This window comes from Pseudomonas sp. PA1(2017), from assembly GCF_001945375.1.
In the GTDB taxonomy this organism is placed as follows: Bacteria; Pseudomonadota; Gammaproteobacteria; order Pseudomonadales; family Pseudomonadaceae; genus Aquipseudomonas.
In genome coordinates this window covers 582,843-597,382 of the sequence record NZ_MSXU01000015.1, presented here as the reverse complement: position 1 = coordinate 597,382, position 14,540 = coordinate 582,843, and the positions used below count along the sequence as shown (strand labels likewise).

Below are 14,540 nucleotides of genomic sequence, written 5' to 3'. Positions count from 1 at the left end.
AGTATTGCCCGCACGCTCCTCAACTCTCGATGGCCGCAGCGCCTTTCACCACTCGACCACGATCTTGCCGAAATGGCTGCCGCTCTCCTGCAGGCGGAATGCGTCCGCGAGCTCGTCCAGCGGGAAGCTCTGGTCGAGTATCGGCCGTACGCCGGATCGCTCCAGCGCCCGGATGTAGTCCTGCTGGTGACGACGGCTGCCGACGATCAGCCCCTGCAGGCGCACCTGCTTGGCCATCAGCACTGCAGTTGGCACGTCGCCCTGGCGACCGGTCAGCACGCCGATCAGGGCGATATGGCCGCCCACGCGCACAGCCGTGATCGACTGCGCCAGGGTGCCTGGGCCGCCCACTTCGACCACCTGATCCACACCGCGGCCATCGGTCAGCTCCAGCACGCGCTTGCCCCAATCCGCGGTCTGCCGGTAGTTGATGGTGTGATCGGCGCCTAGCTGGCGCAGGCGCTCGAGCTTCTCGTCCGATGAGGACGTGGCGATCACCGAGGCGCCCATCATCCTCGCGATCTGCAGGGCGGCGATGGATACGCCGCCGCTGCCCAGCACCAGCACGCTGTCACCGGCCTTCAGCCCGCCATCGACCACCAGCGCCCGCCAGGCGGTCAGCCCCGCGGTGGTGATGGTGGCTGCCTCGGCATGGCTCCAGCCCCGAGGTGCGTGGGTGAAGGCGCTGGCCGCGCGTACCGCGTGCTGGGCCGCGAAGCCGTCGATGCCATCGCCCGGCGTGCCGGCGAAGTTGCTGACTGCCGCACCCACGTCTCCGTCCGGCCACTGCGGGAAAAAGCCCGATACCACATGATCACCTACCCTGAACTCACTGACGCCATCGCCGACCGCTTCGACTACGCCGGCGCCGTCGGCCATCAGCACCCGGCCATCGGCCGCGCTAATGCTGCCATTGGCCACCAGCAGGTCATGGAAATTCAGCGAGCTGGCATGCAGGGCGACGCGAATCTGCCCCGGCCCGGGCTGGCCGGGATCGGCGATTTCGACCACTTCGATCCGGTTCAGGCCTCCGGGCGTACGCACGACGACGGCTTTCATGGGCGGTTCCTCCTCAGGCTGCGAATGGTGTCGATCGATGGCGGCCATCGCGGCCGCCTCTCTTTCTCGACCATGCCCATCACCTGGCGTTCCGGCGCCGCGCCCTACACTTGGGCGGCCAACACCAGTAAACTGCACGGCCCATTTCTCCATTGCACCTCACTGAGGCCCAGGCGACGCTGTCGGGCAGTGCGATGCTTTGCCGAAGCGGCCGACATTTCGTACCCAGTCCGCCCTTTGCGAGGGCGACTACTGAAGGACATCTGCAATGACCGACAACACCATCGTCGTCGCGGCACTCTACAAGTTCGTTTCCCTGCCCGATTACGAAGCGCTGCGCCAACCTCTGCTCGACACCCTGGTCGCCAACGGTATCAAGGGCACCTTGCTGCTGGCCGAAGAGGGCATCAATGGCACCGTTTCCGGCAGCCGTGAGGGTATCGACGGGCTGTTCGCCTGGTTCGCCCGCGACCCGCGCCTGGCCGACGTCGACCACAAGGAGTCGTACTGCATCGAGCAGCCGTTCTATCGCACCAAGGTCAAGCTCAAGAAGGAGATCGTCACCCTGGGCGTGCCGGGCGTCGATCCCAACCAGCGCGTGGGCACCTACGTTGAGCCCAGAGACTGGAACGCGCTGATCAGCGACCCGGAAGTGCTGCTGATCGACACGCGTAACGACTACGAAGTATCGATCGGCACCTTCGAAGGCGCCATCGACCCCAAGACCAAGTCCTTCCGTGAATTTCCGGACTACATCCGCGAGCACTTCGACCCCAGCAAGCACAAGAAGGTGGCGATGTTCTGCACCGGCGGCATCCGCTGCGAGAAAGCCTCCAGCTACATGCTCACCGAAGGCTTCGAAGAGGTTTATCACCTCAAGGGCGGCATCCTCAAATACCTGGAGGAAGTGCCGCAGGAGGAGACCAAGTGGCAGGGCGACTGCTTCGTGTTCGACAACCGGGTGACCGTGCGCCACGACCTCAGTGAGGGCGATTACGACCAGTGTCACGCTTGCCGCACGCCGGTTTCGGTCGAGGATCGCGCATCGGAATTCTTCAGCCCAGGTGTCAGTTGCCCGCATTGCTGGGACTCGCTGCCGGAGAAGACCCGCGAGGGCGCCCGCGAGCGTCAACGCCAGATCGAACTGGCGAAAGCGCGCAATCAGCCCCATCCTCTGGGTAACAATCCCCGCCAGAAAAACGAGGCCTGAGCCATGGATGCGCGCCTGCTCTACGTAATGGATCCGATGTGTTCCTGGTGCTGGGGCTTCGCACCGGTGGTCGAGGCGCTGGCCGCCCAGGCTGCCGAGCGTGGCGTGCCCATGCAGCTGGTGCTCGGCGGTCTGCGCCGTGATCAGGTGGCCATCGATGCGGCGGCGCGGGTGCGCTATTTGGGCTACTGGCAGGCGGTCAACGCCAGCACCGGCCAGCTGTTCAACTTCGATGCCGGGCTGCCGCTGGGCATGCGTTACGACACCGAGGCGGCCTGCCGCGCGGTGGTCACCGTGCGTGATCTCGACCCGCAGAGCGCCTGGCCGATGGCGCAACGCATCCAGCGGGCGTTCTACCAGCAAGGCGCCGACGTGACCCTGGCCGCAACCTTGGTGCAACTGGCCGAGGAGGTCGGCATCCCGCGGATCGAATTCGCCGAGGCCTTCGACAGCGAGGCCCAGCACCGCGCTACCGCCGCCGACTTCACCTGGGTGCAGGACCTCGGCATCGCCGGTTTCCCGACCTTGCTGGCCGAGAAGGGCGGGCGCCTGGCACTGCTCACCAACGGCTACCAGCCGCTCGACGCCCTGTCGCCATTGCTCACGCGCTGGCTGGAGCACGCCGTCGATGGTTGATCGCCTGAGCTGGGCGGAAATCCGTCGCCTGGCCTTGCGCCACAAGCGTGCGTTGATCCTCGCCAACCTGGTCGCCGTACTGGCGACCCTGTGCAGCGTGCCGATTCCCCTGTTGCTGCCGCTGTTGGTCGACGAGGTGCTGCTGGGCGACGGCAACACCGCGCTGCAGGTGATGGACAACTTCCTTCCCGCGGCCTGGCAGGGCGCGGTCGGCTACATCCTGCTGATGCTGGCGCTGACTTTCCTGCTGCGCGGCGGCGCGCTGCTGTTCAACGTGGTGCAGGCGCGGCTGTTCGCGCGGCTTTCCAAGGACATCGTCTACCGCATTCGCATCCGCCTGATCGAGCGCCTCAAACGTATCTCCCTGGCCGAGTACGAAAGCCTCGGTGGCGGCACCGTGACCACCCACCTGGTCACCGATCTCGACACCCTGGACAAATTCATCGGCGAAACCCTGAGCCGCTTTCTGGTCGGCGTGCTGACCCTGGTCGGCACCTCGGGCATTCTTTTGTGGATGCACTGGAAGCTGGCGCTGCTGATCCTGCTGTTCAACCCGCTGGTGATCTACGCCACGGTGCAGCTTGGCAAGCGCGTCAAACACCTTAAGAAGCTCGAGAACGACAGCACCTCGCGCTTCACCCAGGCACTGACCGAAACCCTCGACTCGATCCAGGAAGTGCGCGCCGGCAACCGCCAGGGCTACTTCCTCGGTCGCCTCGGTGGGCGTGCCAGGGAAGTGCGCGATTACGCCGTGGCCTCGCAATGGAAGACCGACGCCTCGAACCGCGCCAGCGGCCTGTTGTTCCAGTTCGGCATCGACGTGTTCCGCGCCGCGGCGATGCTCACCGTGCTGTTCTCCGACCTGTCCATCGGCCAGATGCTCGCCGTGTTCAGCTACCTGTGGTTCATGATCGGCCCGGTGGAGCAACTGCTCAATCTGCAGTACGCCTTCTACGCTGCCGGTGGCGCGCTGACCCGCATCAACGAACTGTTGGCACGGCGTGACGAGCCGGACTACGTGGGCGGCGTCGATCCCTTCGACGGGCGCGAGACCGTCGGCATCGAAATTCGCGACCTGAGCTTTTCCTACGGCGAAGAGCCGGTGCTGGACGGGCTTAACCTGAGCATCGCGCCAGGCGAAAAGGTCGCCATCGTCGGTGCCAGCGGCGGCGGCAAGAGCACGCTGGTGCAACTGCTGCTGGGCCTCTATACGCCACAGGCCGGGGTGATTCGCTTTGGCGGCAGCAGCCAGGAGGAGATTGGCCTGCCGACCATTCGCGAGCATGTGGCGGTGGTGCTGCAGCACCCGGCACTGTTCAACGACACGGTGCGTGCCAACCTGTGCACGGGCCGCGAGCGCAGCGACGAGGCCTGCTGGCAGGCGCTGACCATCGCCCAGTTGGCCCAGACCGTACGCCAGTTACCGCAGGGGCTGGATACCGTGGTCGGGCGCTCCGGCGTGCGGCTGTCCGGCGGTCAGCGACAGCGCCTGGCCATCGCCCGTATGGTGCTGGCCGACCCTCGAGTGGTGATTCTCGACGAAGCGACTTCGGCCCTGGATGCCGCCACCGAATACGCCCTGCACCAGGCGCTGGCGCAGTTCCTCAATGGCCGCACCACGCTGATCATCGCCCACCGCCTGAGCGCGGTGAAGCAGGCTGATCGGGTGCTGGTGTTCGACGGCGGCAGCGTCGCCGAAGATGGCGACCACCGCCAGCTGATCGCCGAAGGCGGGTTGTACGCCAAACTCTACGGCAATCTGCAGCACTGATCAGCCGCGTCGCCTTCAAAATTCGCCGTGGTTCGCGACTCCCACAATGATCGCAGGCAGTTCACCGTCTGTGTGGGAGCGCCGACCCGGCGCGAAACGATGGCGGCCTTGCTGCAGGGTCGGCGTCGTGCCGACGATTCGCGGCGGGTCGCCGCTCCTACGAGATTGCGGGCAGCCCACCGTTTGCGTGGAAGCACCGACCCGGCGCGAAATGATTGCGGCCTTGCTGCAGGGTCGGCGTCGTGCACAGGATTCGCGGCGGGTCGCCGCTCCTACAGGATCGCGGGTAACCCACCGTTTGCGTGGGAGCGCCGACCCGGCGCGAAATGATTGCGGCCTTGCTGCAAGGTCGGCGTCGTGGACAGGATTCGCGGCGGGTCGCCGCTCCTACAGGATCGCGGGCAATCCACTGTCTGTGTGGGAGCACCGACCCGGCGCGAAATGATTGCGGCCTTGCTGCAAGACCGGCGTCGTGCAGACGATTCGCGGCGGGTCGCCGCTCCTACAGGATCGCGGGCAATCCACTGTCTGTGTGGGAGCGCCGACCCGGCGCGAAATGATTGTGGCCTTGCTGCAAGACCGGCGTCGTGCAGACGATTCGCGGCGGGTCGCCGCTCCTACAGGATCGCGGGCAATCCACTGTCTGTGTGGGAGCGCCGACCCGGCGCGAAATGATTGCGGCCTTGCTGCAAGACCGACGTCGTACACAGGATTCGCGGCGGGTCGCCGCTCCTACGAGATTGCGGGCAGCCTACCGTTTCCGTGGAAGCACCGACCCGGCGCGAAATGATTGCGGCCTTGCTGCAAGACCGGCGTCGTGCACAGGATTCGCGGCGGGTCGCCGCTCCTACAGGATCGCGGGTAATCCACTGTCTGTGTGGGAGCGCCGACCCGGCGCGAAATGATTGTGGCCTTGCTGCAAGGTCGGCGTCGTGCAGACGATTCGCGGCGGGTCGCCGCTCCTACAGGATCGCGGGCAATCCACTGTTTGTGTGGGAGCGCCGACCCGGCGCGAAATGATTGTGGCCTTGCTGCAAGGTCGGCGTCGTGCAGACGATTCGCGGCGGGTCGCCGCTCCTACAGGATCGCGGGTAACCCACCGTTTGCGTGGAAGCGTCGCTCCCGCCGCGAAACGGCGGGCTACCAAGAGGACTACTCCTGCGGCAGCTTGCTGCCCCACTGCTGAATTGCCTTGACGCGCTGCATGCTGGCGTTGACTGCCTTGTCGATCTCCTCGTTGTAATCGTCCAGCCAGCTGCGTGAGCCGGGCACCATGTCCGCCAGGTCGCGCATGCCGTTCTTCAGGGCGGCCAGGCTCTGCTGGTAGCTCTGTTCCTGGCCGAGCAGGGTGCGGCCCATCAGCTTCAGCGCAGCGATGTCCTGGGAAGGTGGCGCTGCTGGTGCCGCAGAAGCGGGCGCCGGTGGCGGGGGCGTGGCGGCCAGTTTCAGCAGGGCGTCCTGGCGCTTCTGATCTTCCTTGAGCGTGTTCAGCTCCGTTTCCAGCTGCTCGGCGCGGTGCTGCAGGGCGGCGAAAGCTTCGGGGTCGAAGGGGGGCGGCTCGTCGGCAAGCATCTTCACCACGGCCGAGGTCGCCAGGCTGGAGAGGATGATGAACAGCAGCAGGGCCAGGGCAAAGATTAGAATGCGGTTCAGGCGATTGGCCTTTTCCAGCTTGGCCAAGCGTTCGTCGTCGCTGGCGGGCGCCAGGTCGAATGCGGCGGGAGCGCTTTCGGCTTCGGTAGGCGTTTCACTGCTCATGGCGGCCTCATTGTTATGGCGCAGTTGGATGCTGTCATTGTGGCAGCGTTTTCGGCGCTCTGCCCGCACATCGTCGTCATCCCGTCGGCAGGTTAATCGACCGCGCTGTAAAGAAAGGTTTACGAGATAGGCCGTCCAACCGGTCTGCCTGCAGCGATTGCCGGCTGATTACGCCGATATGTACCGAAGCCTTGCCAACGACCGGGGCTGTGGCCCGGTTCAGGCATGCCGAGCGGCCTTGTTAGCCCGCGGCGCCTCGATTGTCATGAGGGCATAACGACAACGAGGTCACCCCCATGAATGCCGTGTCCAGAATCGAGCAGCACAATCCCATCGGTACCGACGGTTTCGAATTCGTCGAATTCACCGCACCGACGCCCGAAGGCATCGAGCAACTGCGCCAGCTGTTCACAGCCATGGGCTTCACCGAAACCGCCAAGCACCGCAGCAAGCAGGTGTGGCTGTTCCAGCAGCACGACGTGAACTTCGTGCTCAATGGCAGCCCGACCGGGCATGTGCACGCCTTCGCCGAAAAACACGGGCCGAGTGCCTGCGCCATGGCATTCCGGGTCAAGAACGCCGCCCAGGCCGCGGCCTACGTGAAAGAGCAGGGCGCCACGCTGGTCGGCAGCCACGCCAACTTCGGCGAACTGAACATTCCCTGCGTCGAGGGCATCGGCGGCTCCTTGCTGTATCTGGTGGATCGTTATCGCAACGAGAGCGGCGAGCACAGCATCTATGACGTCGATTTCCAATTCATCGAGGGCCGCTCAGCCAACGACAATGCCGTCGGCCTGCAATGCATCGATCACCTGACCCACAACGTCAAACGCGGGCAGATGGACGTTTGGTCCGGCTTTTACGAGCGCATCGCCGGTTTCCGCGAAATCCGCTATTTCGATATCGAAGGCAAGCTCACCGGCCTGCTGTCCCGGGCGATGACCGCGCCGTGCGGCAAGATCCGCATCCCGATCAACGAATCGGCGGACGACAAGTCGCAGATCGAGGAATTCATCCGCGAGTACCACGGCGAGGGCATCCAGCACATCGCCCTGTCCACCGACGACATCTACGCCACGGTGCGCCAACTGCAGGCCAACGGCGTGTCGTTCATGATTACCCCGGCCACCTATTACGAGAAGGTTGACCAGCGCGTGGCCGGCCATGGCGAGCCGCTGGAGGTGCTGCGCGAGCTGAACCTGCTGATCGATGGAGCGCCCGAGGACGACGGCATCCTGCTGCAGATCTTCACCAATACGGTGATCGGCCCGATCTTCTTCGAGATCATCCAGCGCAAGGGCAACCAGGGCTTTGGCGAGGGCAATTTCAAGGCGCTGTTCGAGTCCATCGAAGAAGACCAGCTGCGTCGCGGTGTGATCAGCGAGGAGTGAGGCCATGAGCCGTAAATGGATCAGCTTTCCCCTGCGCGAAGGCGAGCACTCGCGCCAGGCCCACTGCGATTTTCCCGCCGATACCTACGAACGGGAAATGGGCCGCGAGGGCTTCTTCGGCCCGGTGACGCACCTGCACCACAAGCATCCGCCCACCGGCTGGATCGACTGGCAGGGGCCGCTGCGCCCCCACGCCTTCAACTTCAACAGGATTCCCAGCGAGCACGACTGTCCGTTCGAGGCGCCGCTGACCCTGCACAACGCCGACATTCGCCTGCGCGTATGGAAGACCGCCAGCGCCATGCGCCACCTGGTGCGCAACAGCGACGGCGACGAGCTGTTGTTCGTGCACGACGGTGCCGGCCACTTCCATTGCGATTTCGGCCACCTGGAATACCGCGATGGTGATTACCTGGTGATTCCCCGCGGCACCGCCTGGCGTTTGGAGCCGACTGCGCCGAGTCATTTCCTGCTGGTCGAGAACACCGACGGTGCCTACCAGTTGCCGGACAAGGGCCTGCTCGGCGGCCAGGCGATCTTCGACCCCGCGGTGCTCGATCACCCGCATATCGACGACGCCTTCAAGGCTCAGCAGGACGAAAACACCTGGCAGGTCCGAATCAAACGACGCAACCAGATCAGCACCGTGACCTATCCCTACAACCCCCTCGATGCGGTGGGCTGGCATGGCGACAACACGGTGGTAAGGCTGAACTGGCGCGATATCCGTCCGCTGATGAGCCATCGTTACCACCTGCCGCCGTCGGTGCACACCACCTTCGTGGCCAAGGGTTTCGTGGTTTGCACCTTCACGCCGCGGCCGGTGGAGTCCGACCCCGGCGCGCTGAAGGTGCCGTTCTTCCATAACAACGACGACTACGACGAAGTGCTGTTCTACCACCGCGGCAACTTCTTCAGCCGCGACAACATCGAGGCCGGCATGGTCACCCTGCACCCGTGCGGCTTTCCCCACGGCCCACATCCCAAGGCGCTGAAGAAGGCGCAGACCGACCCGGCGACCTTCGCCGAAGAAGTGGCGGTGATGATCGACACCCGCCGTGCCCTGGAGGTGACCGACGCCGCTGCTGCCGTGGATATCGCCGAATACGTGAATTCCTGGCGCGCGCCGGGAGAGGAGTCCTGATGAAACTGGCATCGCTGAACCAGGGCCGCGATGGCGCCCTGGTGGTGGTTTCCCGCGACCTGACCCGCGCGGTGCGCGTGGCGCAGATCGCCCCGACGCTGCAGGCCGCCCTGGATGACTGGGCGAGCAAACGCCCGCAGCTCGAAGCGGTGTACCAGCGCCTCAACGACGGGCTGGAGGCGCAAGCCTTCGACTTCGATCAGAGCGCCTGCCACAGCCCGCTGCCGCGTGCTTATCACTGGGCCGATGGCAGTGCCTACGTCAATCACGTCGAGCTGGTGCGCAAGGCGCGGGGTGCCGAGATGCCGGAGTCGTTCTGGCACGACCCGCTGATGTACCAGGGCGGCTCGGACACCTTCATCGCGCCCCACGCGCCGATTCGCCTGGGTGACGAAGCCTGGGGCATCGACCTGGAGGCCGAGCTGGCGGTGATCACGGATGACGTACCCATGGGCGCGACGCCGGCCCAGGCGGCCGGGCATATCCAACTGCTGATGCTGGTCAACGACGTGTCGCTGCGCAACCTGATTCCCGGCGAGCTGGGCAAGGGCTTCGGCTTCTACCAGAGCAAGCCGTCGTCGAGCTTCTCGCCGGTGGCGATCACCCCGGACGAACTGGGCGATAGCTGGCGCGACGGGCGCGTGCACCGGCCGCTGGTGTCGTACATCAACGGCGCGCTGTTCGGCCAGCCGGATGCAGGCACCGACATGACCTTCGACTTCCCGACCCTGATCGCCCACGCCGCCCGCACCCGGCCCCTGGGCAGCGGCACCATCATCGGCTCGGGCACCGTCTCCAATTACGACCGCAGCGCCGGCTCCAGCTGCCTGGCCGAGAAGCGCATGCTCGAAGTAGTCGAACAGGGCGAGGCGAAGACACCATTTCTCAAGTTCGGTGACCGGGTACGCATCGAGATGTTCGATGCCGCCGGGGCGAGCATTTTCGGCGCCATCGACCAGCAGGTGGAGCGCTATCCATAACCTCAAGTAAGGACACATCGCCTGGTGCGAAGCCAAGGTCGGCTTGACGTCAGATCGGAGTCGACCGCGAGATTCGCCCCGGGTCGGGGCTCCCACAGGGTTGGTCTCTCGTGGGAGTTGAATCTGCCTCGCGATTGCCTTCTAGCAGAGGTAGCTTAGGTACGGAGGTTCACGTGTTGACGTTATACGGCTACTGGCGCTCCAGCGCTGCCTACCGGGTGCGTATCGCCCTCAACCTCAAGGGCCTGGCTTACCGGCATGTGCCGGTGCATCTGGTGCGCGATGGCGGCGAGCAGCATGGCCAGGCTTACCAGGCGCTGAATCCCCAGGGCCTGGTGCCGCTGCTGGTGGACGACGAAAACGGCGGGGTGCCCATCGCCCAGTCCTTGGCGATCATCGAGTATCTGGAGGAGATTTTCCCGGTGCCGGCCATCCTGCCGGCCGACCCCGTCGCCCGTGCCCAGGTACGCGCCCTGGTGCTGCATCTCGCCTGTGACGTGCACCCGCTCAACAACCTGCGGGTGCTGCAGTATCTGAGCCGCGAGCTGGGCGTGGACGACGCGGCGAAAAACGCCTGGTACCGCCATTGGGTGGCCGAAGGCCTGGCAGCGGTGGAGCAGGGGTTGGCGGCGTACGGCGATGCATTTTCCCTGGGCACGCGGCCTGGCTATCTGGAAGCCTGTTTGGTTCCACAGGTGTACAATGCGCGCCGTTTCGACTGTGACCTCGATGCGTACCCACGCATCCTCGCGCTGACCGCCCGTTGTGAGGCCCTTGAAGCATTCCGGCATGCCGCGCCGGATGCCCAGCCCGACGCGCAGTAACCGCAAGCACCCAAGCCATTCCGCAAGGCCACGAGCCGGGCGGGTTCGATCCCGTCACGGTCGATCACCCACAGGTGACAGATGCCAAGCGAAATGCTCCAGACCGGCCCGCTCAAGCGCGGCCTGAAGAACCGCCACATTCAGTTGATTGCCCTGGGCGGTGCCATCGGTACCGGCCTGTTCCTGGGCTCGGCCGGGGTCATGGCCTCTGCCGGGCCATCGATGATCCTCGGTTATGCGATCGGCGGTTTCATCGCCTTTCTGATCATGCGCCAGCTTGGCGAGATGATCGTCGAGGAGCCGGTGGCCGGCTCGTTCAGCCACTTCGCCCATAGCTACTGGGGGCCGTTCGCCGGCTTTCTGTCCGGCTGGAACTACTGGGTGCTCTACGTGCTGGTGGGCATGGCCGAGCTGACCGCGGTGGGTAAGTACGTGCAGTACTGGTGGCCGGAAATCCCCACCTGGGCAACGGCGGCGGCGTTCTTCGTGCTGATCAACGCCATCAACCTGACCAACGTGCGGGTGTTCGGCGAGGCCGAATTCTGGTTCTCGATCATCAAGGTGGTGGCGATCATGGGCATGATCCTGCTCGGCTGCTACCTGCTGTTCAGTGGCGCGGGCGGTGAGCAGGCCTCGGTCAGCAACCTGTGGAGCCACGGCGGCTTCTTCCCCAACGGGGTTTCCGGTTTGGTGATGATGATGGCCATCATCATGTTCTCCTTTGGCGGCCTGGAGCTGGTGGGCATCACCGCGGCCGAGGCCGACCAGCCAAAAACCGTGATTCCCAAGGCCATCAATCAGGTGGTCTACCGCATCCTGATCTTCTACATCGGCGCACTGACCGTGCTGCTGTCGCTGCATCCCTGGGACGATCTGGTGGCGACCCTGACCGCTGGCGGCGACTCCTACGGCAGCAGCCCCTTCGTGCAGATCTTCTCGCTGATCGGCAGCGACACCGCCGCGCACCTGCTCAACTTCGTGGTGCTCACCGCGGCGCTGTCGGTCTACAACAGCGGCGTGTACTGCAACAGCCGCATGCTCTACGGCCTGGCCGAGCAGGGCAACGCACCGAAGGCGCTGCTCAAGGTCGACAAGCGCGGCGTGCCGGTACTGGCGATCTTCTTTTCGGCGCTGTTCACGCTGATCTGCGTGGTGATCAACTACCTGGTGCCCAAGAGCGCGCTGGAGCTGCTGATGTCCCTGGTGGTCGCCGCCCTGGTGATCAACTGGGCGATGATCAGCCTGGCCCACATCAAATTCCGCAAGGCCATGCAGGCCAAGGGCGTCGAGCCGTCGTTCAGGGCGTTCTGGTTCCCCTTCGCCAACTACCTGTGCCTGGCCTTCGTGCTGTTCATCCTGGGCGTGATGCTGTTCATCCCCGACATTCGCATCTCGGTGTTCGCCATTCCGTTCTGGCTGCTGTTCATCTGGGGTTGCTACCAGATCCGCCAGCGCCGCCTGGCTCGCTGAGATTCGTCCCACACCCGCAGCGGAATGCTGCGGGTGGCATTTGTGCCTAATCATCGACTCCCACGTACGCGCTGTAACCTTTTGTCGCAGGCTTGGCCATGCGTACGGGCTCGTGGCGGTATAGTGGCGACTTGATGGCGCCAGTGATCGGTTTTTTTTCGCTCAGGCTTTGCCCCTTGCGGCCGATTAACTGGCTGACGCCATGAGTCGCGCGGTCATCAACCTGTCCGCGCACTGCAATCTATAAAAACAAATGGAGCCGCTTGGATGTTGCATTCTGCCACTCGACTGTTCGTCGACCTCTCCGTAGGCAAGAAACTTCTGGTCGGTTTTGGCCTGGTATTGCTGCTGACCGTTGCCGTGACGGCCAGTGGCTTCGTTGCCGTGCAGGCGGTGATGAAAGGCCATGCCCAGTCCGTATCGCTGTCGACCATCGACGCGCAGATCCTCGGCGCCCGGCGTATGGAGCGCGACTACGCGATCAGCCACAGCGAGGCCGACGCCCAGCGCATGCGCGAGCAGCTCGCCAAGGTGCGTGCCGGCCTGGCCGAGCAGATCGCCAGCGCCACGCCTGCCGAGCGCGAGCGCCTGCAGGCCATGGATACCGCCACCGCCGACTATCTGCAGCAGTTCGACGCCAGCGTGCAGCAGCAGGTGCGCGCCAACGAGGCCCGCACCCAGATGGGCGAGGCCGCCCAGGAAGCGCGCAGCCAGTTCGAGATGATCGAACTGGGCATGTACGACGCCGTGCGCGAGTTGCGCCTGGCCGGTGACCAACTGCGCGGCAGCGACCCGCTGACCCTGGCCGAGACCGCCTCCAACCTCAGCAAGCGCATGCTCGAGCTGCGCAGCCACGAGAGCCAGTTCATCATCGATGGCTCGCCCACGGCGCTGGAGGACTGGAACTTCGTCAGCTACGACCTGCAGTCCTCGGCCAATGGCCTGATGGTCTGGCTCAACGATGACCAGAAGCGCGCCATCGAAGCGGCGCTGGTGGCCTTGACCAACTATCAGCAAGCGTTCACCAATTTCCAGCAGGTGCACGAGCAAAGTCTGGCCAGCGATGCCGCCATGCTCAAGCAGGCCGACCAGGTTCTGGCACTGGCCGAGCAGGCCAAGAACATCGAAGAGCAGACCATGAGCGGCGACAGCCGCAGCGCCATGCTGCTGCTCGGCAGCATGGGCCTCGCGGCGGTGCTGATCGGCCTGTTCGCCGCCTTCACCATCAGCCGCTCCATCGTCGCGCCTCTGCGCCAGACCGTCGAGTTCGCGCGGCGTATCGCCGGCGGCGACCTGAGCCAGGATCTGCCGCAGAACCGCCGCGACGAGCTCGGCCAGTTACTCGAAGCCATGCAGGGCATGACCAGTAGCCTGCGCGATCTGGTCGGCCGCATCGGCACCGGTGTCGGGCAGATTGCCGCGGCTGCCGAGCAACTGTCGGCCATTACCGCCCAGACCAGTGCCGGCGTGCAGACCCAGAAGGTGGAAACCGAACAGACTGCCACCGCCATGCACCAGATGGCCGCCACCGTGCAGGAAGTGGCGCAGAACGCCGAGCAGGCCTCGTTGGCCGCCGCCGATGCCGACCGCGAAGCGCAGCAGGGCAACCAGGTGGTGCAGCAGGCCATCAGTCAGGTCGGCAAGCTGGCCCAGGAAGTCGAGCAGTCGGCTGAGGCCATGCAGGCGCTGAATCAGGAAAGCGGGCGCATCGGCAGCGTGCTGGAAGTGATTCGCGCGGTGGCCGAACAGACCAACCTGCTGGCGCTCAACGCCGCCATCGAGGCCGCACGCGCCGGTGACCAGGGCCGCGGCTTCGCGGTGGTGGCCGATGAGGTGCGCGCGCTGGCCCGCCGCACCCACGATTCGACCCAGGAAATCGAGAACCTGATCGCCAACCTGCAGCGCCTCGCCGACGGCGCGGCCACGCAGATGGAAGGCAGTCGCGCGCTGACCCAGCGCACCGTGGGCCTGGCCGGCGAGGCGGGCGATGCCCTCGGCCGCATCACCCAGGCGGTCAGTACCATCGAGCAGATGAACCAGCAGATCGCCGCCGCCGCGGAAGAGCAGAGCGCCGTGGCGGAAACCATCAGCGAAAGCGTCACCCGGGTGCGTGATATCGGCGAGCAGAGCGCCAGTGCCAGCCAGCAGACCGCCACCTCGAGCGCCGAACTGGCGCGCCTGGGCGTCGAGCTGCAGGGGCTGGTGCGGCAGTTCCGGACCTGAGATCGCGGATGCCCGGGAGAAGGCTTCCCGAGTATCGCTTCGCTCCACCCAGGCTACGGTCTGGGCTGATGTTG

General features: G+C 65.1%; 11 protein-coding genes and 1 pseudogene. 10 read left to right on the top strand and 2 right to left on the bottom strand.

Going from position 1 to position 14,540, the window contains the following annotated elements; all coding sequences use genetic code 11:
* Nucleotides 1-45: 45 nt before the first annotated feature.
* The gene (locus BVH01_RS23340) at nucleotides 46-1,059 is read right to left on the bottom strand and encodes an NAD(P)-dependent alcohol dehydrogenase (protein ID WP_075932635.1); all 1,014 of its coding nucleotides are present in this window, start codon (nucleotides 1,057-1,059) and stop codon (nucleotides 46-48) included.
* A 268-nt stretch (nucleotides 1,060-1,327) separates the two neighbouring features.
* Here BVH01_RS23340 and BVH01_RS23335 point away from each other — a divergent pair, with 268 nt between their 5' ends.
* Genes BVH01_RS23335 through BVH01_RS23325 form a run of 3 tightly spaced genes read left to right on the top strand, consistent with a single transcriptional unit; the run spans nucleotide 1,328 to nucleotide 4,676 of the window.
* Nucleotides 1,328-2,269 carry a rhodanese-related sulfurtransferase gene (locus tag BVH01_RS23335; protein ID WP_075932591.1) on the top strand — a complete coding sequence of 314 codons (942 nt, stop codon included), beginning with the start codon at nucleotides 1,328-1,330 and terminating at the stop codon, nucleotides 2,267-2,269.
* A gap of 3 nt (nucleotides 2,270-2,272) precedes the next feature.
* Complete coding sequence (locus BVH01_RS23330; protein WP_075932590.1) at nucleotides 2,273-2,905, top strand: DsbA family protein; 633 nt, start codon at nucleotides 2,273-2,275, stop codon at nucleotides 2,903-2,905.
* Nucleotides 2,898-4,676 (top strand): ABC transporter ATP-binding protein, encoded by a 1,779-nt coding sequence (locus tag BVH01_RS23325; protein WP_075932589.1) that lies wholly within the window; start codon nucleotides 2,898-2,900, stop codon nucleotides 4,674-4,676. Before BVH01_RS23330 ends, BVH01_RS23325 begins: the two co-directional genes overlap by 8 nt.
* Nucleotides 4,677-5,828: 1,152 nt before the next feature.
* On the opposite strand, the gene BVH01_RS23320 is transcribed toward BVH01_RS23325, so the two are convergent.
* Nucleotides 5,829-6,434 carry a hypothetical protein gene (locus BVH01_RS23320; RefSeq protein WP_075932588.1) on the bottom strand — a complete coding sequence of 202 codons (606 nt, stop codon included), beginning with the start codon at nucleotides 6,432-6,434 and terminating at the stop codon, nucleotides 5,829-5,831.
* 296 nt (nucleotides 6,435-6,730) lie between these two features.
* On the opposite strand from BVH01_RS23320, the gene hppD reads away from it, so the two are divergent.
* From hppD to BVH01_RS25360, 7 genes and pseudogenes are all read left to right on the top strand, one after another.
* Nucleotides 6,731-7,825 carry a 4-hydroxyphenylpyruvate dioxygenase gene (hppD, locus tag BVH01_RS23315; RefSeq protein ID WP_075932587.1) on the top strand — a complete coding sequence of 365 codons (1,095 nt, stop codon included), beginning with the start codon at nucleotides 6,731-6,733 and terminating at the stop codon, nucleotides 7,823-7,825.
* Nucleotides 7,826-7,829: 4 nt separating this feature from the next.
* Entirely contained in the window at nucleotides 7,830-8,969 is a 1,140-nt protein-coding gene (locus BVH01_RS23310; RefSeq protein WP_075932586.1) for a homogentisate 1,2-dioxygenase, read from the top strand.
* Nucleotides 8,969-9,949, top strand: coding sequence for a fumarylacetoacetate hydrolase family protein (locus BVH01_RS23305; RefSeq protein WP_075932585.1), 981 nt, complete (start codon nucleotides 8,969-8,971; stop codon nucleotides 9,947-9,949). Before BVH01_RS23310 ends, BVH01_RS23305 begins: the two co-directional genes overlap by 1 nt.
* A 173-nt stretch (nucleotides 9,950-10,122) precedes the next feature.
* Nucleotides 10,123-10,773: a maleylacetoacetate isomerase gene (gene maiA / locus BVH01_RS23300; protein ID WP_075932584.1), complete on the top strand. Its 651-nt coding sequence runs from the start codon at nucleotides 10,123-10,125 to the stop codon at nucleotides 10,771-10,773.
* A gap of 81 nt (nucleotides 10,774-10,854) precedes the next feature.
* Nucleotides 10,855-12,243, top strand: a complete 1,389-nt coding sequence (locus BVH01_RS23295; protein ID WP_075932583.1) for an amino acid permease — start codon at nucleotides 10,855-10,857, stop codon at nucleotides 12,241-12,243.
* Nucleotides 12,244-12,510: 267 nt separating this feature from the next.
* Nucleotides 12,511-13,611, top strand: a pseudogene (locus BVH01_RS25365) (HAMP domain-containing protein); the annotation flags it as partial.
* Complete coding sequence (locus BVH01_RS25360; RefSeq protein WP_371915622.1) at nucleotides 13,594-14,466, top strand: methyl-accepting chemotaxis protein; 873 nt, start codon at nucleotides 13,594-13,596, stop codon at nucleotides 14,464-14,466. The pseudogene BVH01_RS25365 and the gene BVH01_RS25360, both read left to right, overlap by 18 nt.
* Nucleotides 14,467-14,540 lie beyond the last annotated feature (74 nt).